Below are 17255 nucleotides of genomic sequence, written 5' to 3'. Positions count from 1 at the left end.
TCCCGCCTGCGCGGGAATGATAAGTTTTTAAGGCGATTTAAATATTCTGTTAACCCGTTCGTGCTGAGGAGCACGCATAGCGTGCGTCTCGAAGCATGAACGAGTGGCCCGTGTTCTTACCCCTCGAGACGCGTGCTTCGCACGCTCCTCGGGGTGAACGGCTAACGGGTTAACCGAACACTTACAATATTCTCAAAAAGTCAGAAGGCTCGCATGGAATACAAAGACTATTATAAAATCCTGGGAGTAGACCGGAAGGCGTCACAAGATGATATTAAACATGCTTATCGCCGGCTGGCTCGCAAATTTCATCCTGATGTCAGTAAAGAACCCAACGCCGAAGAGCAATTCAAAAATGTACAAGAAGCTTACGAGGTTTTAAAAGACCCGGAAAAACGTACTGCATATGATCAATTGGGCAGCCAGTGGAAAGCAGGCCAGGAGTTTCGACCGCCGCCAGGCTGGGAGTCAGCGCATACCCGTTTTTATACTTCAGGTGACACAGGTGCATTTACCGAGGGCGATTTTGGCGGTGACTTCAGTGATTTTTTCTCCAGTCTCTTTGGCGGTGGAAGAACACAGACTGGCTTTGAACGAGATACCTTTGCGGGATTCAAACGGCGTGGCAGCGACCAGCATGCCCGGATCAGCATTTCACTGGAAGATGCTTTTAGGGGAACAAACAAAACTATTCAGCTGCAAGTGCCGATTGTGGATGAAAACACAGGGCACGTTTCACATCAGATACGCACAATTAAAGTCAATATACCGGCGGGTGCTACGCAAGGGCAGCAGTTGCGTCTCGCTCAGCAGGGTAATCCGGGAATAGGTGGTGCGCCTGCAGGTGATCTTTATCTAGAAATCGATATTGAGCCGCATCCCATTTTCTCCCTGGAAGGAAAGAATGTATACCTCACTCTACCTGTCACACCCTGGGAAGCAGCGCTGGGAGCTGATATACGTGTCCCAACACTGGCCGGCAAGATTGGTCTCAAGTTGCCTGCTGCCACGCAAACCGGCCAAAAACTCCGATTGAAGGAAAAAGGAATGCCAGGCAAACCACACGCAGGTGATCAGTTTGTGGTCGTACAAATCAAGACACCGCCTGCTGAAACAGAAGAGCAGCGACAGTTATATCAGAAGATGGCGCAGATAATGCCATTTAACCCGCGCAAAGATTGGGCGGTATAAATGTAAGAGGAAGTTATGGCAAAGAAAGAAATCATGATTATTGCAGATTACACGAGTGATACGCCGGTTTCGCTGGAGGAAATCTGTGAGATTTGCAATATTTCTGCCGATTTCATTCAAGACTTGATCGAATATGAGATTGTTCATCCCGAAGGCGAATTACCCGAAGAGTGGCAGTTCGATCTGGATGAATTACAACGCATCAAAACCGCGCTGCGTTTGCAACGTGATCTGGAAGTGAATCTGGCGGGTGTTGCTGTGGTGCTGGATTTGCTTGATGAGATGGAAAGATTGCGGGCCAGGATGGCGATGCTGGAGAAGCTTTATTTGAAATAATTTTTGGCTTTTGAATCTTAGTTTCGTCTTAAAAGCGAAGAGTCATCGCGATTGATTGATTGAAAGTGGCTTTCTATACGATTATTAATCTCCATCATTGAAACTGAAGTAAACGCATCAATGTAATCAAAACAGGAACAAAAATCACTTAATTCCATCCGCGCAGTCGATTGATCAATACTTTGGATTTTTACTCCCCAACTTTTATCTTGATTTTGAATATCTATAGATGTTCGGCCTCCTTTTGTCATCAATTTGGAAAGTAGGCCCCTATCATCTCCGTAAGGATTTCTCACCAGAAGATATTTACGCTGGGTCAATAAATTATCTTCCACGCCTATTACGGCATAGACGTGTACCGGCAACAGGCCTTCTTTAAATACGTCCCCAGTGCTCATCATGATGGGCATATTTGCTTTCAGGCGTTTTTCAATCGCAGAAAATAATTCCAATTCCTCATGAGAGTATATGCCCGAAAGTGGTGGCCCAGATAAAATTCTGTTTTGGTTAATCCATGTTGTTACACATTGGACTGCTTGATTGCTTTCATACGAAGAAAAGAATTTTTCTACATGATGAAGATGGATCGGATGATTATTTTCCAAGATGCTTGTCCATGCTTGTATTTTATTTCCGCTTTCCAACCAATATTGCCATTCCCCTAGTAGCGATGCATTTCCTGCAAAAACTTGTTGGGTGGCATTTTCTCTGATTGAACGCGGTGTTTTACTATTCATCCGCATTAATTCGTTGAAAAGATAGATACCGTGAGCATCGATGTATTTTTTTAATTCGGAGAGCCGCTTTTTTGTTTGAAAAGGCAGGGAACAATAACCTTCATACTCAGCATGGTCATGCGCGCCAGTTAATGTCTTCATAGCTTGTTCGGACCTGCCATGATCCAATACGCTATACTTGCCTCCATGAAAAATAGTGTAGGCTTTTTCAATTAGTCTAACCCACAACGGACCCGAGCTTAAAACGCCGAAACTGGTTGGAATGGATTTTTCAATAGACAGGTAATGTGGAATATTATAATCATCAAACAATCTAACAATAACACGATCACCAACTTCTTTTAGCATGCTTCTGATAATTTCTTCGCCCTCAGGCAAGGCTAGAATAGCCACTAAAGGGCCTAATAAAAAACAATCACCTGTTTTTCCACCCTGTTTGATGTCATGAAGAGAAGGCGGATTTGCAAAGATAGCATCTTTTACTTTTGTATGTGTAATCTCCTTAAGCCATGCCCTGCCCGTTGGATTAGAACATATTTTAACCGTTGCTCCTTTTGGTACAATGAGACTGCCGTTTAATTTTTCTTCAGATGCTTTTTTAGAAAACCCTTCTGCATCCAATCGTTTTTCAGGATTTTGCGCGGTTTCTGGCGCTGAAGAAAACAATGTGTTTTGAAATCTGTTTGATTGCATAATTACAATTTAAGTTTATATTAAAATTTAGATTTATTCGTATGCAGCCAGAAAAGGCATGAGGCTGATATAAATAGGGCAAGCATAACATTGTTAGCTTACCCTATTATTAAATTACTAGGCGAAATTCTCTGCAACAAAGTCCCAATTTACCAAATTCCAGAAATTCTCAAGATACTTAGGCCGTGCGTTACGATAATCAATATAGTACGCATGTTCCCAAACATCACAGGTGAAGAGGGCTTTTTTGCCTGATTTCATGGGCAGGCCCGCGTTGCTTTCATTGATAATTTCAAGCTCACCGTTTTTGTCCTGAGCAAGCCAGGTCCAGCCGGAGCCAAATAATTTGGTGCCCGATTCAGTGAACTGTTTTTTGAATTCATCAAAGGAGCCAAATTTTTTCTTGATTGCATCCGCCAGTTTTCCAGATGGTTCGCCGCCTGCTTTAGGTGCCATGCAATGCCAATAAAAGGTATGGTTCCAGACTTGTGCTGCATTGTTAAAAATGCCGCCGCTCGATTTCAGGATGATTTCTTCCAGCGACAGGTTTGCAAACTCGGTATCTTTAATGAGATTGTTCAGGTTATTAACGTAAGCCTGATGATGTTTGCCATAATGATACTCCAGCGTTTCTTTAGAAATGTAAGGCTGCAGTGCATCCATTTCATATGGTAATTTGGGTAATTCAAACATGGGTATTTCTCCTTCTACTTTTGAGTTTGCAGGATAATACATTTTACCGGGGCTAGGCTATGGCAAAACTCTATTTTTATTATTCGGCGATGAATGCCGGAAAAAGCACCATTCTGTTGCAATCTGCTTACAACTATAAGGAAAAAGGCATGGAGACGCTGCTTTTTACACCAGCGATTGATTCACGGTTTGAAAAAGGAAAGATTCACTCCCGCATTGGTTTAAGCGCGGAGGCAGTGCCTTTTACAGATGAAATGAATCTGCTCGAATATACCGAGTCATATCGCACGAAACACACTTCACTTGCCTGTGTTCTCATTGATGAAGCGCAATTTTTGACTAAAAAACAGGTGGCCCAGCTGACTGACATTGTCGACAAGCTGAACCTGCCGGTCCTCGCCTATGGTTTGCGCAGCGATTTCAGGGGCGAGCCATTTGAAGGCAGCCTCTATCTGCTGATCTGGGCGGACCACCTGAGTGAAATCAAAACCATCTGCCATTGCGGCCGCAAGGCAATCATGAGTGCGCGCATCGATGCAGAAGGACGGCCTGTCAAAAGTGGCGAGCAGGTGATGATTGGGGGGAATGAGAGCTATATTGCGCTGTGCCGGAAGCATTTTAAGGGGATGGCCTAGTGGAAGGCTGCAAGAGCTGCACGCATGCGAGCCATGCGCCAGGAGGTACGACTGGCAGCCCAGGCCAATTAAATCCCGCTTTCCTCACTCCGCTTTGTCAGCACCTCAAACCCGGATTCAGTGACGAGCACGGTATGCTCCCATTGGGCAGACAGGCTGTGGTCTTTGGTGACGACGGTCCAGCCATCAGGCAGCAGTTTGACGTCGCGTTTGCCTGCATTCACCATGGGCTCGATTGTAAAAATCATCCCAGGCTTTAATACTTCGCCAGTGCCAGGTTTGCCGTAGTGCAGCACATTGGGGGGTTCATGAAAGCCTTTCCCGATACCATGGCCGCAGTATTCGCGCACAACTGAAAAGCGGTTTTTTTCCGCATGCAGCTGAATGACTGCTCCAATATCGCCCAGATGGATGCCTGGTTTGACCTGTTTAATGCCTAAGTACATGCTTTCCTGAGTAACCCGGATCAGGCGCTCAGCCAGAATGGATGGCTTGCCAATGGCAAACATTTTGCTGGTATCGCCATGATAACCATCCTTGAGCACTGTGATGTCCACATTTACAATGTCTCCTGCTTTTAACTTCCGGGGTCCGGGGATGCCGTGACATACCTGGTGATTAACCGAGGTGCAGATGGACTTGGGGAAGCCATGATAATTCAATGGCGCAGGGATTGCCTTTTGGATATTAACGATATAATCATGGCAAATTTGATCGAGTTCTTCTGTTGTAATGCCTTCTTTTACATAAGGTTCAATCATTTCAAGGACTTCGGCTGCCAAACGTCCGGCTACCCGCATCTTTTCGATGTCCTCAGCTGTTTTAATAATAATTTCGGCCATTTTTACCTGTTTTTACCTTTAAGTATAAGTATATAAGTAATCCAGTCGGATATTGTTGCTGCTCAGGTTCTATGGTATAAAGGCATGCCTTATTAAGCAATAACAACAGTCCACACGCGTGTCAAAACTCTTCGCCGGGTGCTTTATTAAAATAAAGTTGGCGGAAAGGGCATGCGGAGGCTTAACCCAAAGAGGAAAAAACCATGCAAGTTACAATGCAAGACATGTTAAAAGCAGGTGTGCATTTTGGCCACCAAACCCGTTACTGGAATCCCAAAATGGCGAGCTATATTTATGGCTCCCGTAACAAAATCCATATTATTGATCTGGGCAAAACCCTGCCGCTTTTTCAGGATGCGCTGAATTTTATAGGCGACATCGCGGCAAAGAAAGGCAAGATCCTGTTTGTGGGCACGAAATATGCTGCGCAGGACATTATCCAGCAGGAAGCAGAACGTTGCAAAATGCCTTACGTTAACCGCCGCTGGCTAGGCGGTATGTTGACGAACTACAAAACCATTCGTCAATCCATCAAACGCCTCAAAGAGCTGGAAGCCATGTTCGAATCCGGCAAATTTGGCCGCCTGACCAAAAAAGAAATCCTGGGTCTGGAACGTGAAAAAGACAAGCTGATGAGCAGTCTTGGCGGTATCAAAAACATGGGTGGCATCCCGGATGCACTGTTTGTCATTGATGTGGGCCATGAAAAGATTGCTGTACGCGAAGCAAACCGTTTAGGCATTCCTGTGATTGGCGTCGTCGACTCCAATAATGATCCGGATGGTATTACATACGTTATCCCTGGCAATGACGACTCAACCCGCGCTATCCGTTTTTATGCCAACTCTGTGGCTGAAGCGATTATGGATGCCCGCGCAAGCATGTTAGAAGGCACAGAAGAAGCAGACGAATTCGTAGAAATTCAGGAAGCCTCTGAGGAAGCACCTCTCTCGGATGATGGCGATATTGATGAAACCGAATCAGACAAGTAAGAGGTGAAAATATGTCAACCATAATTTCAGCAAGCCAAGTAAAAGAATTACGCGAACGAACCGGGGCTGGCATGATGGAGTGTAAGAAAGCACTCGAAGCCAGTAATGGCGATATGGAACGCGCAATTGAAGAATTGCGTAAATCAGGTGCGGCGAAAGCCGGCAAAAAAGCAGGCCGTATTGCGGCAGAAGGTGCTATTGCTATTACTGATAATGATAAACAAGCCGTCATGATTGAAGTGAATTGCGAGACTGACTTTGTGGCGCGTGACAGCAACTTTACTTCTTTTGTCAAAGCAGTTGCCAAAACAGCGCTGGAAACCGGCATTCAGGATGTAAGCCAACTTTCCGGTGCGCCTTTGCTTGGCCATGCACCACAGACGGTAGAACAAGTCCGTCAGGAGCTGGTGACCAAGGTGGGTGAAAATGTCCAGGTACGACGTATCGTGCTGAGTGGCGTTTCAGCAGCCACCATTGGTACTTATCTGCATGGTAGCCGTATCGGCGTGATGGTTGAGCTGGATGTGGATAACAAAGATTTGGCACGCGATATTGCAATGCACATTGCTGCTAGCAGGCCCCTCGTGATTTCACCGGAAGATGTTTCACAGGAACTGATTGCTAAAGAAAAAGAAATTTATATGGCGCAAGCGGCAACCAGCGGCAAGCCACAGGAAATCATTGAGAAAATGGTTGCAGGCCGTCTCAAGAAGTTCCTCGATGAAGTCAGTCTGGTGGGTCAGCCTTTTGTGAAAGACCCTGATATTACCGTAGGCGGTTTGCTTAGCAAGCACCGCGCCAAAGTGCTGGCATTCCATCGTTTTGAAGTAGGAGAAGGGATAGAGAAAGCTTCTGAAGATTTCAAAGAAGCTGTAATGTCACAAGTGCAAGGCAGCTAAAGGCAAAAATATATGGAGCAAACAACTGCGCGTGTCGAGCCTCTTTATAGGCGTATTCTGCTTAAATTGAGCGGGGAAGCACTGCAGGGCGATCACCTTTTCGGGATCGATGCCAGCAAACTTTCACGTATTGCCCAGGAAATCATCGGCGCACAGCAGTTAGGTGTGCAAGTCGCCCTGGTCGTTGGTGGGGGGAATCTTATTCGCGGCGCGGATTTATGCGCCGCGGGCCTGGACAGGATCGCTGCAGATCAAATGGGCATGCTAGCTACCGTTATCAATGGCCTTGCTTTACGTGATGCGCTCGAACGAAAATCGATTCCTGTCACGCTCATGTCTGCCTTCGGTATCCCAAGCATTGCTGAACAATACGACCGTTCTAAAGCGCAAGAGAAACTGCAGCAAGGCCATGTTGTTATTTTTTCTGCGGGAACGGGCAATCCTTTAGTGACGACCGATTCGGCGGCCGCTCTGCGCGGTATTGAAATCGGCGCGGATATCGTATTAAAAGCAACGAAAGTCGAAGGCGTTTTTGATGATGACCCTATCAAGAATCCCAAGGCAGAACGTTTCGAACATTTAAGCTACGAAGAAGTCATCAGCAAACGCCTGGGCGTCATGGACTTGACCGCGATTCTGCTTTGCCAGGATCATGGCCTACCGCTTCGCGTTTTTAACATGAATAAACAGGGTGCCTTAAAGCGTATTATGCTCGGCGAAGACATAGGCACCATGATAAAAGCAGTAGAATAAGAAGGCAGAAACCAGCTCTAACAAACGAGTGTTTGCCGACAAAAATTTACATGATAATTGCTCATACTTACCGATGAAGAAAGAGAGTGTGAGAAGCTATATTATGCTTTATTAAGATAAGTAAAAGTGGAGAATCATCCATGCATAAAGTAATTAAAGACGCAGATACACGTATGCGTAAAAGTATTGATTCATTCAAGACTGAAATTGCAAAATTACGTACCGGGCGGGCGAACCCCAGTATTCTGGATCATATTCGCGTTGATTATTACGGTTCAGAAATGCCAATCAATCAGGTTGCTAACATTACAGTCAGCGACGCACGTACCTTAACGATTACCCCATGGGAAAAAAAGATGGTGCAGGTGATTGAGAAAGCGATTCTCAATTCTGATTTGGGACTGAATCCCGCGACTTCAGGCGATATTATCCGCGTACCCATGCCGGCGCTCAATGAAGAAAGAAGAAAAGAGTTGATTAAAGTCGTGCGTAATGAAGCAGAAGCCGCGCGCGTGAGTATTCGCAATGTCAGGCGTGATGCCAACGCATTGCTTAAAGAAATGCTCAAGGGAAAAGAAATTACTGAAGATGAAGAACGGCGCTTGGGTGATGAGGTGCAAAAGTTGACTGATAAATTTGTTGCTGAAGTGGATCAATTAACAACGGCAAAAGAAACGGATCTCATGGCGATTTAATGAGAGCGTTTTATCTAACTGTGTCATGCATTCCAAGCCAATTGCTGGTGCGTAATTAAATTCTGACAGAGTGGGCACGTGACAAACTTTAGTAACACAGGTTATTAAGATGGCTGACATACATTTGCCGCAGCATATCGCCATCATTATGGATGGCAACGGTCGCTGGGCCAAGCAGCGGTTTATGCCGCGTATTGCTGGTCATCGTGCGGGTGTGGAAGCTGCGCGGCAAGTTGTTAAAAATTGTGCTCGACGAAATATTAAAGTGCTTTCTCTTTTTGCTTTCAGCAGCGAAAACTGGCGACGCCCTGCGCAGGAAGTCAGCTTTCTCATGGAATTATTCTTAACAGGTCTTGAGCGCGAAGTGGGGATGCTGCATGAGAATAATATACAATTGCGATTTATTGGCGATCGTTCCCGGTTTAGCGAGAAGCTGTGTGAAAAAATCAAGGAAGTTGAGCAGTTAACACAAAAAAACACCGGCATGACACTTATTATCGCTGTTGACTATGGCGGCCAGTGGGATATTTGTCAGGCAGCGCGTCAGCTGGCGCTGGAAGTAGAAGCAGGCACGCTTCGAAGCCAAGAAATCACACCCGAAAAATTTGCCAGCCGATTGTCCTTTTCCGATTTGCCCAATCCCGATCTTTTTATCCGCACAAGCGGCGAGTTGCGCATCAGTAATTTCATGCTTTGGCAGCTTGCCTATTCGGAACTCTATTTTACCGATATCTTGTGGCCAGACTTCGATGAGAATGAATTGGAAAAGGCTTTAAAGCACTATTCCAGCCGTGAAAGGCGTTATGGTTATAGCAGTGAACAATTAAAAGAAGCGGCCCGTCATGCTTAAAAAGCGTATCCTTACTGCACTTGTCTTGATTCCCATCACGCTTCTGCTTTTATTTTTTCTTCCGCCTGGCGCTTTCTGTTTTTTAACCGCCGTCATTACATTAGCCGCAGCGTGGGAATGGTCTCATCTTATTCAAATAAAAACGTTTCCCGGACAGGTATTTTATTTTTTTTTAATCGGGTTGCTGCTTTTGGTCGCGCTTTTAATTCCAGCACCCGCTATTTTTCTTTTGGCTTTTACTTGGTGGTTACTTGCTGTATTGCTGATCTATTTCTATCCTCGTGGAAGAGAAAGATGGGGGCACAGCCGCTTTTTACGCGGTTTGATGGGTTGTTTTGTTCTGGTGCCCTGTTGGGCAGCCATTAATTTTATCCGTATACAGCAGGATGGAATTTACATTCTGCTTTTCCTTTTTGTGCTGATATGGGGCGCGGATTCCTCTGCCTATTTTGCAGGCAAACAATGGGGCAAGCACAAGCTGGCTCCGCTAGTTAGTCCGGGTAAAACAATAGAAGGTTTGATCGGCGCAATTATCTTTACTTTGCTTGTTGCTGGCGCTGCATTATGGCTGACTGCCACACCGCAATACTTGTGGCTATGGAGTGTTGCGCTTTCACTTCTTACAGTTTTATTTTCCGTGGTAGGTGATTTGTTCGAAAGTATGCTAAAGCGCCTGGCTGATTTAAAGGATTCCGGTACATTTTTGCCTGGACATGGCGGATTGTTGGACAGGATTGACAGTTTGACCGCCGCTGCGCCGGTTTTTTCGCTTGGGGCATGGGTTTTAGGCTTGTATTTCTCCTGAAAATTAAAAGCTGGATTTTCAAGAAAAAAGCCAAGATAATTGGCTGCTTGATTTAGTCCTGGCGATGTAAAGTCACGCTGGTTAATAAGGTTATGTCACCCCGCGTTCGTGTGCGCTGCGAATGACGAGGTCTGGTAGCAATTCGGAGAAAGGTCCGGATCCCGCAACAAGTGCGGGATGACAAACGAGGAAACAATGAAAAAATTAGCATACTTAATTATTTTATTATCTCAATTCATTGTTGCGGCTTGGGCGCAGCAGGCTTTTGTTGTCAGGAATATTGAAATTGAGGGACTGCAACGGGTTTCATCAGCGACTGTCGAAAGTTATTTACCGATCAAGCGTGGCCAAACATTGCAGCCGGCCAAAACAGCAGCCATTCTGCGGGCACTTTATCAAACCGGTTTCTTTGATCGCATCACATTATCCAGAGCGAATGGCACCTTAATCATTCATGTGGTTGAGCGCCCAACGATTGGACAGTTGAAAATTTCAGGTAATTCGATCATCCCCACGGATAAACTAACGAGTGTAATGAAGTCACTCGATGTGGCGGAGGGACGCGTCTACAATCCCGTCATATTAGATAAAATCAAACAAAGCCTGTTAAATCAGTATTATCAGCTGGGCCGCTATAACGCGCGTGTTGATATTAATACTACGCCCATGCCGCGTAATCGTGTCATGGTAAACATCAATATCTCAGAAGGTTTAGTCGCAAAAATACGCAGGATTTCCATTATCGGCAATCATGCCTTTGATGAAAAAACACTGATCAATCAAATGACCCTGACAACCGTGGGGCTGTTTACGTTTGTGACCCAGACAGACCGTTATTCAGAAGCAAAACTTGACGAAAGTCTGGAAAAGCTGCGCGCTTTCTATATGGACCATGGCTATATCCGGTTCGAAGTGAAATCAGCCCAGGCGGAAGTGACGCCGGATCGTAAATCCGTTTATATCAATATTGTTGTGAAAGAAGGCGAGCCTTATACTGTCAAAAGTTATGACATTGAAGGCAAGATGGTTGTGCCGCGCGAAGACATGATGAAACTGGTCCATGTCAAACCAGGTGAAACTTTTTCACGACAAAAAGTGCTGGATACCGAAAAAGATATTACCAAGCTGTTGGGCGATCATGGCTATATGTTTGCTTCCATCTCCCTGCGTCCACAGGTTGACGAAAGCACCCATGAAGTTGCGCTGGTATTTGTGATAAACCCAGGCAAGCGCACCTATGTACGTCATATCACTTTCTCAGATAATAATCGTACCAACGATGTTGTTCTGCGACGTGAGATGCAGCAATGGGAAGCGGCGCCTGCTTCCACTACCAAACTGGAAGAATCCAAACATCGGTTGAATTTATTACCTTATCTCAAGGAAGTGGACATGTCGGTCACGCCGGTGGAAGGGGTGGACGACCAAGTGGATGTCAACTACAAGGTGAAGGAAGAAAGTTCTGCACAGGCCTCTTTTAAAATTGGTTATTCCCAGCTTTATCGCACCATTCTGGGTGTGGGCTTTAATCAGAAAAATGTCTTCGGAACAGGTAATACCTTTGGCATTAACCTTTCCCGCAGCCGCTATGAACAGTTTTATAGCGTTGATTACACTAATCCGTATTATACGGCGGACGGCATCAGCCGCAGTTTCAACTTAACTATGTCACGCGTTGACCCCCGGGGAGCTGGCGTAGGCAGTGGCTATACAGCCAATGAATATGGTTTTGGCGTGCTATACGGCATACCCGTTGGCCAGGAAATCGGCGTCATTAACCGCATCCAGGCGGGGTTGGGCTATCAGAATACGCTTATTAATCTGAACCAGGATTTGTCTAAGACGTCCTCGCAGGTGGCGACTTTTGTTAACCGTCATGGACGGCATTTCCAAGAGCTGGATATGAAGCTGGGCTACACGCGGGATAGCAGGGATAAAGCCCTTTTCCCTACGCGGGGCGGCCTCCAGACCCTATTTCTTGATGGTTATGCACCGCTGGACAGCAATTCACTCAGCTTTTATACCATTAATTATCATGGCAAATGGTACGCGCCCCTGACTGACGAGTTTATCCTGACCAGTCGGGCAGATTTGGGATATGGCAACAGTTTGCACGGTGCCCGTAACTACCCATTCTTCAAAAACTATTATGCCGGCGGCATTGATTCCGTTCGGGGCTACCAGGGTTATACATTGGGCCCGCGGGATTCGAATGATAATCCCTATGGCGGTAATATGCTGGTGGATGCGAGCATTGGCCTCATTTTTCCCAACTATCTGACGGAAAACCTGCGTACTAGTGCTTTTGTAGATGCCGGTAACGTCTATACCTCCTTGAATAATCGGGGTTTTGGGGGTAAAAGTACAGATGCAGGCCCCATTCGTTATTCAATAGGTCTCGAAGCAGACTGGATTACACCGTTTGGACCTATCCAGTTCAGCCTCGCTAAACCTCTTAATCGCCAGAAGGGTAAAGGCGGAAACCGGGGCGATCAGGAAGAAGTATTCCAGTTTGCTCTGGGCGCAAATTTCTGATAAATATTACAATCTGTTTGCATCAAGAAGCTGATGCGATAGATAGTGGTTGGCGGTACAATAGCACGGGTGTTGGTTTTAGGGAAAATTAGCGTTTAATTTTATTTGGAGAATATCATGAAGATTGTGAAGAAAATTGGCATTTTAATCAGCGCATTTTTGCTGGCCACGGGCGTTGAAGTGTCTCAGGCAGCAGACGCGTCTGCCTCCTCTGCCCAATTAAAGGTTGCTGTCGTCAATGTGCAACAAGTGTTGCAACAATCGCCACGAGTTGCTGAATTGAGCAAAAAACTGGAAAACCAGTTCAAGACCCGCCAGTCCAAAATTAGCGATGAACAAAAAGCTTTGCAGGATCAGCTGGATAAATTTAAGAAAGAATCACCCACGATGAACCAGAAAGAAAGGGATTCAATGCAGAAAAAGATCGCTGCTGACCGATCTGATCTGGTCAAACAGGTTGTTGCCTACCAGCAGGATTTACAAAAAGAACAAAATAAAATCATGCAGGGTATCTTGAATGATTTAAATGGCATTGTGTCTACTATTGCTAAGAGCCAAAATTATTCACTGGTGCTGGATTCCCAAGCTGTTATTTTTGCAGCTGATGGAAACGATATTACCAAGGATGTAGCAAAACAATTTAACAGCAAGAGTTAAAAAATTCGTTTTTTACTTTTGACAATCTCCCCCATTTTTGGGGGAGATTTGTTTTAGGCGCAAACGAATAATAGTGAGTGGGACAAATAGGCGATTTATAAATTTTAATCAGTCGCTCGCGTATTAAGTTTTTGATGTGTCACCCTGGACTTGGACTTTGTCATCTTGTGCCTGGACTTTGTCACCTGTACTTGGACTTTGTTACCCCGCACTTGGGTTTTGTCACCCCGCAACAAGAGCGGGATGACAATAAGGGCAAGTACGGATGACAGCTCGGCGAGTGCGAGGGTGAACTCGGCAAGTGTGGGATGGGCAATGTGAGGCAAGAGCCGGGATGACAGGGCGGCCAGTAATTGGAATGTACATAACGGTTCACGCCAGCGACTAATTAATAATTTAATTAATAATGAGCATATCATCATTATGCAAGCACTAAATAAAACACAATATTCACTATCAGAACTAACCAAGGGACTGGATGTGATGATTAAGGGTGATCCGCACTGTATGATCAGCGGGATTTGCACGCTTAATCATTCCCGGCCTGGGCATATCGCATTTCTGACTAATTCCCTTTATCGTAAATATCTCCCTGATACGCAAGCCTCTGCTGTGATTTTGACAGAGGAAGATGCTGCAGGCTGTACTGTCAATGCGGTTATTAGCCGCAATCCTTATTATACTTATTCGCAAATCGCCGCTTTTTTTAATGACCACGAGACACCTGCTGCGGGAATTCATCCGACCGTTGTTATCGGTAAAGACACCTATGTTGATCCATCAGCCAGCATCGGTGCGCATTGCATCATCGGCAAAGGGGTTAAGATCGCTGCGAATGCTGTGATTGGTCCTGGCTGTATTATCGGAGATTTCAGCGTCATTGGCGAAGCGACACAGCTGGATGCCCGGGTCACACTTTATCACCGTGTAAAAATTGGCAAGCGTACCCGCATCGCAAGTGGTGTGGTGATCGGGAGTGATGGTTTTGGTTTCGCCAATCAGAAAGGTGTTTGGCATAAAGTTCCTCAAGTGGGTGGTGTTGAAATTGGGGATGATGTCGATATTGGCGCGAACACCACCATTGACCGAGGTGCGGTGGAAGACACGGTCATCGAGAATGGCGTCAAATTGGATAACCTGATTCAGGTGGCGCATAACGTTCGTATCGGCGCGCATACGGTTATTGCGGGTTGTACGGGCATTGCCGGCAGCACGGTTATTGGCAAGCACTGCATGATAGGAGGTGCTGCCATGATCGCAGGCCATCTTACTATTACTGATGGCGTCATGCTCACAGGTGGAACGGGGGTTACAAAATCCATTCAGGAGCCAGGTATTTATTCCACAGGCATCCTGGGTCTCATGACAAACCAGGAGTTTCGTAAAAAGAGTGCTCGTTTTCACCAGCTGGAAAGTCTGGTGCAGCGCGTAAAAAGTTTGGAGTCCGCTTTAAAAGAGCTTACAGAGAGAAATGAATCATGAAGCATGTGATGGATATACATGAAATACTTAAATTCCTGCCGCATCGGTATCCGTTTTTGTTAATTGACAGAGTCCTTGAGGTGGAAACCTGGAAATCCGTAGTTGCGCTCAAAAATGTGACGATCAACGAAGCTTTTTTTGCCGGGCATTTCCCTAGCCGCCCAGTGATGCCGGGTGTACTGATTCTTGAGGCTTTGGCGCAGGCAGCTGCAGTGCTGGCTTATATTTCCACGAATACCACGCCGGATAATGGAGCACTGTATTATTTCGCCGGCATTGATAACGCACGGTTTCGTCGCGTAGTAGAGCCCGGGGATCAACTGCGTTTACAGGTGAATGTGCTTCGCTCCAAGCGCGATATCTGGAAGTTGGAAGGATTTGCATACGTAGAGGAAGAATTGGCTTGCTCAGCGGAATTTATGAGCGCACGTAAAAGTAAATAACGAGGTAAGCTGTGATTGACAAAACTGCAATAATCGATCCTTCGGCAAAGATTGCTGACAGCGTTCATGTGGGACCTTATTCAGTTATTGGGCCTGATGTTGAAATAGGCGAAGGTACCTGGATTGGACCGCACGTAGTGATTCAGGGACCCACCCGTATCGGGCGTGATAATAAAATTTTTCAATTTGCGTCTGTGGGTGAAGTAACGCAAGACAAAAAATTCAGAGGTGAGAAAACCTATCTTGAAATTGGCGATGGCAATGTGATTCGCGAGTTTTGTACCTTAAATCGCGGTACATCGCAGGAATCCATGACTAAGATTGGTGATCATAACCTGTTTATGGCCTATGTGCATATCGCACATGATTGTGAAGTCGGTAACCACACCATATTTGCGAACAATGCATCGCTCGCAGGTCATGTGAAAGTGGAAGATCATGCCATTCTGAGTGGATTTTCCGGTGTTTTTCAATTTTGCCGCGTGGGTGCGTACAGTTTTGCGGCGACTAATTCAGTCATTATCAAAGACGTTCCACCCTATGTCAAAGTGTCTGGTTATTATGCCAAGCCATTTGGCTTAAACACGGTAGGACTGCAGCGCCACGGCTTTACGGAAGCATCCCTGAAGCAATTGCGTCGTGCCTATAAAGTTATTTATAGAAACGGATTAACCGTTGCCAAGGCAATCGAAGAATTGAAAAAAATGGAATGCCCCGAGGTTCAACGATTAATCGATTTCATCCAAACCTCTCAGGCCGGCATCGTGCGCTGATGCAGCAAAATGGCTTATCCTTGTCATGCCAGCTTTCACTGGCGTTTGGTTTTTTGAGCGCATTTAGCTAATAGAAAGGACCTGTAGTGCCATAATGAAAATTGGAATCGTAGCGGGCGAAGCATCAGGCGATCTGTTAGGGGCCAAGCTTATCCAGGCACTGCGTGAGCGGTGCCCAACACTCGAGGTATATGGCATGGGTGGTCCTGCAATGAGCGCTGCAGGTTGCGAAAGCCTTTTTGATATTGAGCGATTGGCCGTCATGGGCTTTATTGAGCCGCTGCTGCGCTTACCTGATCTCATCAGACTTCGCCGCGATCTCTATCGTTATTTTCTGAAAAACCGCCCTGATGTTTTTATAGGTATTGACTCACCCGATTTTAATCTTGGACTGGAATTGAAACTGCGTCAGGCAGGTATTCCAGTGGTGCACTATGTGAGTCCCAGCGTATGGGCCTGGCGCCAAAACCGTATCCATAAAATCGCAAAAGCAGTTGATTTGATGCTTACCCTCCTGCCGTTTGAAGCAAAATTCTATGAGAAGCATCATGTGCCGGTGCGTTATGTAGGGCATCCGCTGGCAGATCAGATACCTTTGCAGCCTGATAAAATAGCTGCTCGACGCGCACTTTGCATCGATGAAAATGCTACGTATGTTGCATTACTGCCGGGCAGCCGGCGACAGGAAATCCGCTTCATGGCGGAACCTTTTTTGCTGGCTGCAAAGCAAATGCACCAGAAAAAACCAGACTTGCGATTCCTGACTTCCCATGTAAGCGAACAGCGTTATCAAGAATTCCATGCTTATTACAAGCAGTACGCACCCGATTTGCCACTGCACTTTTTTACCCGGCGATCGCATGACGTGATGGCAGCGGCGGATGTTGTCCTCGTTACTTCAGGCACGGCAACGCTTGAAACGATGTTGTATAAAAAGCCAATGATTATCGCCTATCGCATGTCGCCCATGACTTATCAGTTGGCAAAATTACTGGTGAAAGTGCCCTATATAGGATTGCCCAACCTGCTAGCTAATCGGTCGCTTGTACCCGAACTGATCCAGCATGACGTCAACCCGGAAACCATTTGCAAGCATGCGCTCGACTATCTGGATCACCCGGAAAAAGTCGAAAAACTGGTGCAAATTTTTACCGAAATGCACAAAAGCCTGCGTGCAGAGGCGGCTAGCAATATTGCTGAATCCATATTGGATACTGTGCATAAAAAATCATAGTTACTGCCTA

At 45.9% G+C, this 17255-nt stretch carries 19 protein-coding genes; 15 read left to right on the top strand and 4 right to left on the bottom strand.

Annotation, left to right across the window (positions count from 1 at the left end; translation table 11 throughout):
* Positions 1 to 213 precede the first annotated feature (213 nt).
* Positions 214 to 1191, top strand: coding sequence for a DnaJ C-terminal domain-containing protein (locus AQUSIP_RS07225; protein WP_114834813.1), 978 nt, complete (start codon positions 214 to 216; stop codon positions 1189 to 1191).
* A gap of 15 nt (positions 1192 to 1206) precedes the next feature.
* Complete coding sequence (locus AQUSIP_RS07220; RefSeq protein ID WP_197737841.1) at positions 1207 to 1527, top strand: chaperone modulator CbpM; 321 nt, start codon at positions 1207 to 1209, stop codon at positions 1525 to 1527.
* Positions 1528 to 1544: 17 nt separating this feature from the next.
* Here the strand turns inward: AQUSIP_RS07220 and AQUSIP_RS07215 are convergent, their stop codons facing one another.
* Positions 1545 to 2885: a C2 family cysteine protease gene (locus tag AQUSIP_RS07215; RefSeq protein ID WP_170131844.1), complete on the bottom strand. Its 1341-nt coding sequence runs from the start codon at positions 2883 to 2885 to the stop codon at positions 1545 to 1547.
* Between the two features lie 189 nt (positions 2886 to 3074).
* Positions 3075 to 3650 carry a superoxide dismutase gene (locus AQUSIP_RS07210; protein WP_114834811.1) on the bottom strand — a complete coding sequence of 192 codons (576 nt, stop codon included), beginning with the start codon at positions 3648 to 3650 and terminating at the stop codon, positions 3075 to 3077.
* Between the two features lie 59 nt (positions 3651 to 3709).
* On the opposite strand from AQUSIP_RS07210, the gene AQUSIP_RS07205 reads away from it, so the two are divergent.
* The gene (locus tag AQUSIP_RS07205) at positions 3710 to 4285 is read left to right on the top strand and encodes a thymidine kinase (protein WP_114834810.1); all 576 of its coding nucleotides are present in this window, start codon (positions 3710 to 3712) and stop codon (positions 4283 to 4285) included.
* Positions 4286 to 4353: 68 nt separating this feature from the next.
* On the opposite strand, the gene map is transcribed toward AQUSIP_RS07205, so the two are convergent.
* On the bottom strand, positions 4354 to 5127 hold the full coding sequence (gene map, locus AQUSIP_RS07200; RefSeq protein ID WP_114834809.1) for a type I methionyl aminopeptidase: 774 nt from the start codon (positions 5125 to 5127) through the stop codon (positions 4354 to 4356).
* Between the two features lie 203 nt (positions 5128 to 5330).
* Here map and rpsB point away from each other — a divergent pair, with 203 nt between their 5' ends.
* From rpsB to AQUSIP_RS07160, 8 genes are all read left to right on the top strand, one after another.
* Complete coding sequence (gene rpsB / locus AQUSIP_RS07195) at positions 5331 to 6119, top strand: 30S ribosomal protein S2 (RefSeq protein ID WP_197737840.1); 789 nt, start codon at positions 5331 to 5333, stop codon at positions 6117 to 6119.
* An 11-nt stretch (positions 6120 to 6130) separates the two neighbouring features.
* A complete protein-coding gene (gene tsf, locus AQUSIP_RS07190; RefSeq protein ID WP_114834808.1) occupies positions 6131 to 7018 on the top strand; it encodes a translation elongation factor Ts in 888 nt (295 codons plus the stop codon).
* Between the two features lie 12 nt (positions 7019 to 7030).
* Positions 7031 to 7771 (top strand): UMP kinase, encoded by a 741-nt coding sequence (pyrH, locus tag AQUSIP_RS07185; protein ID WP_114834807.1) that lies wholly within the window; start codon positions 7031 to 7033, stop codon positions 7769 to 7771.
* 140 nt (positions 7772 to 7911) lie between these two features.
* Positions 7912 to 8466 (top strand): ribosome recycling factor, encoded by a 555-nt coding sequence (frr, locus tag AQUSIP_RS07180; protein ID WP_114834806.1) that lies wholly within the window; start codon positions 7912 to 7914, stop codon positions 8464 to 8466.
* Positions 8467 to 8575: 109 nt separating this feature from the next.
* Positions 8576 to 9316, top strand: coding sequence for an isoprenyl transferase (locus AQUSIP_RS07175; protein ID WP_114834805.1), 741 nt, complete (start codon positions 8576 to 8578; stop codon positions 9314 to 9316).
* A complete protein-coding gene (locus tag AQUSIP_RS07170; RefSeq protein WP_114834804.1) occupies positions 9309 to 10121 on the top strand; it encodes a phosphatidate cytidylyltransferase in 813 nt (270 codons plus the stop codon). The genes AQUSIP_RS07175 and AQUSIP_RS07170 overlap by 8 nt, the downstream gene beginning before the upstream one ends.
* Before the next feature lie 195 nt (positions 10122 to 10316).
* Positions 10317 to 12656, top strand: coding sequence for an outer membrane protein assembly factor BamA (bamA, locus tag AQUSIP_RS07165; RefSeq protein WP_170131843.1), 2340 nt, complete (start codon positions 10317 to 10319; stop codon positions 12654 to 12656).
* A 117-nt stretch (positions 12657 to 12773) separates the two neighbouring features.
* Positions 12774 to 13313, top strand: a complete 540-nt coding sequence (locus AQUSIP_RS07160) for an OmpH/Skp family outer membrane protein (protein ID WP_114834802.1) — start codon at positions 12774 to 12776, stop codon at positions 13311 to 13313.
* A 104-nt stretch (positions 13314 to 13417) separates the two neighbouring features.
* Here the strand turns inward: AQUSIP_RS07160 and AQUSIP_RS07155 are convergent, their stop codons facing one another.
* Positions 13418 to 13735, bottom strand: coding sequence for a hypothetical protein (locus AQUSIP_RS07155; RefSeq protein WP_147277497.1), 318 nt, complete (start codon positions 13733 to 13735; stop codon positions 13418 to 13420).
* A 1-nt stretch (position 13736) separates the two neighbouring features.
* Between AQUSIP_RS07155 and lpxD the strand changes: the two genes are divergently transcribed.
* The 4 genes from lpxD (at position 13737) to lpxB (ending at position 17245) form a co-directional block, all read left to right on the top strand.
* Positions 13737 to 14795 (top strand): UDP-3-O-(3-hydroxymyristoyl)glucosamine N-acyltransferase, encoded by a 1059-nt coding sequence (gene lpxD / locus AQUSIP_RS07150; protein WP_114834801.1) that lies wholly within the window; start codon positions 13737 to 13739, stop codon positions 14793 to 14795.
* On the top strand, positions 14792 to 15238 hold the full coding sequence (fabZ, locus tag AQUSIP_RS07145; RefSeq protein WP_456151158.1) for a 3-hydroxyacyl-ACP dehydratase FabZ: 447 nt from the start codon (positions 14792 to 14794) through the stop codon (positions 15236 to 15238). The genes lpxD and fabZ overlap by 4 nt, the downstream gene beginning before the upstream one ends.
* A gap of 11 nt (positions 15239 to 15249) precedes the next feature.
* Entirely contained in the window at positions 15250 to 16011 is a 762-nt protein-coding gene (gene lpxA / locus AQUSIP_RS07140) for an acyl-ACP--UDP-N-acetylglucosamine O-acyltransferase (RefSeq protein WP_114834800.1), read from the top strand.
* A gap of 94 nt (positions 16012 to 16105) precedes the next feature.
* Positions 16106 to 17245 (top strand): lipid-A-disaccharide synthase, encoded by a 1140-nt coding sequence (gene lpxB / locus AQUSIP_RS07135; protein WP_114834799.1) that lies wholly within the window; start codon positions 16106 to 16108, stop codon positions 17243 to 17245.
* The last annotated feature ends 10 nt before the right edge of the window (positions 17246 to 17255 follow it).

Source organism: Aquicella lusitana (assembly GCF_902459475.1).
GTDB classification, from domain to species: domain Bacteria; phylum Pseudomonadota; class Gammaproteobacteria; order DSM-16500; family DSM-16500; genus Aquicella; species Aquicella lusitana.
This window is presented reverse-complemented; position numbering and strand designations above follow the sequence as displayed.

What these genes read in the sequence shown, in the direction of transcription:
- AQUSIP_RS07160 (WP_114834802.1), top strand. Translation starts at nt 12,774, where the DNA reads ATGAAGATTGTGAAGAAAATTGGCATTTTAATCAGCGCATTTTTGCTG.
- frr (WP_114834806.1), top strand. Translation starts at nt 7,912, where the DNA reads ATGCATAAAGTAATTAAAGACGCAGATACACGTATGCGTAAAAGTATT.
- pyrH (WP_114834807.1), top strand. Translation starts at nt 7,031, where the DNA reads ATGGAGCAAACAACTGCGCGTGTCGAGCCTCTTTATAGGCGTATTCTG.
- AQUSIP_RS07205 (WP_114834810.1), top strand. Translation starts at nt 3,710, where the DNA reads ATGGCAAAACTCTATTTTTATTATTCGGCGATGAATGCCGGAAAAAGC.
- AQUSIP_RS07175 (WP_114834805.1), top strand. Translation starts at nt 8,576, where the DNA reads ATGGCTGACATACATTTGCCGCAGCATATCGCCATCATTATGGATGGC.
- lpxD (WP_114834801.1), top strand. Translation starts at nt 13,737, where the DNA reads ATGCAAGCACTAAATAAAACACAATATTCACTATCAGAACTAACCAAG.
- map (WP_114834809.1), bottom strand. Translation starts at nt 5,127, where the DNA reads ATGGCCGAAATTATTATTAAAACAGCTGAGGACATCGAAAAGATGCGG.
- bamA (WP_170131843.1), top strand. Translation starts at nt 10,317, where the DNA reads ATGAAAAAATTAGCATACTTAATTATTTTATTATCTCAATTCATTGTT.
- lpxB (WP_114834799.1), top strand. Translation starts at nt 16,106, where the DNA reads ATGAAAATTGGAATCGTAGCGGGCGAAGCATCAGGCGATCTGTTAGGG.
- fabZ (WP_456151158.1), top strand. Translation starts at nt 14,792, where the DNA reads ATGAAGCATGTGATGGATATACATGAAATACTTAAATTCCTGCCGCAT.
- tsf (WP_114834808.1), top strand. Translation starts at nt 6,131, where the DNA reads ATGTCAACCATAATTTCAGCAAGCCAAGTAAAAGAATTACGCGAACGA.
- AQUSIP_RS07170 (WP_114834804.1), top strand. Translation starts at nt 9,309, where the DNA reads ATGCTTAAAAAGCGTATCCTTACTGCACTTGTCTTGATTCCCATCACG.
- AQUSIP_RS07225 (WP_114834813.1), top strand. Translation starts at nt 214, where the DNA reads ATGGAATACAAAGACTATTATAAAATCCTGGGAGTAGACCGGAAGGCG.
- AQUSIP_RS07210 (WP_114834811.1), bottom strand. Translation starts at nt 3,650, where the DNA reads ATGTTTGAATTACCCAAATTACCATATGAAATGGATGCACTGCAGCCT.
- AQUSIP_RS07155 (WP_147277497.1), bottom strand. Translation starts at nt 13,735, where the DNA reads ATGATGATATGCTCATTATTAATTAAATTATTAATTAGTCGCTGGCGT.
- AQUSIP_RS07220 (WP_197737841.1), top strand. Translation starts at nt 1,207, where the DNA reads ATGGCAAAGAAAGAAATCATGATTATTGCAGATTACACGAGTGATACG.
- rpsB (WP_197737840.1), top strand. Translation starts at nt 5,331, where the DNA reads ATGCAAGTTACAATGCAAGACATGTTAAAAGCAGGTGTGCATTTTGGC.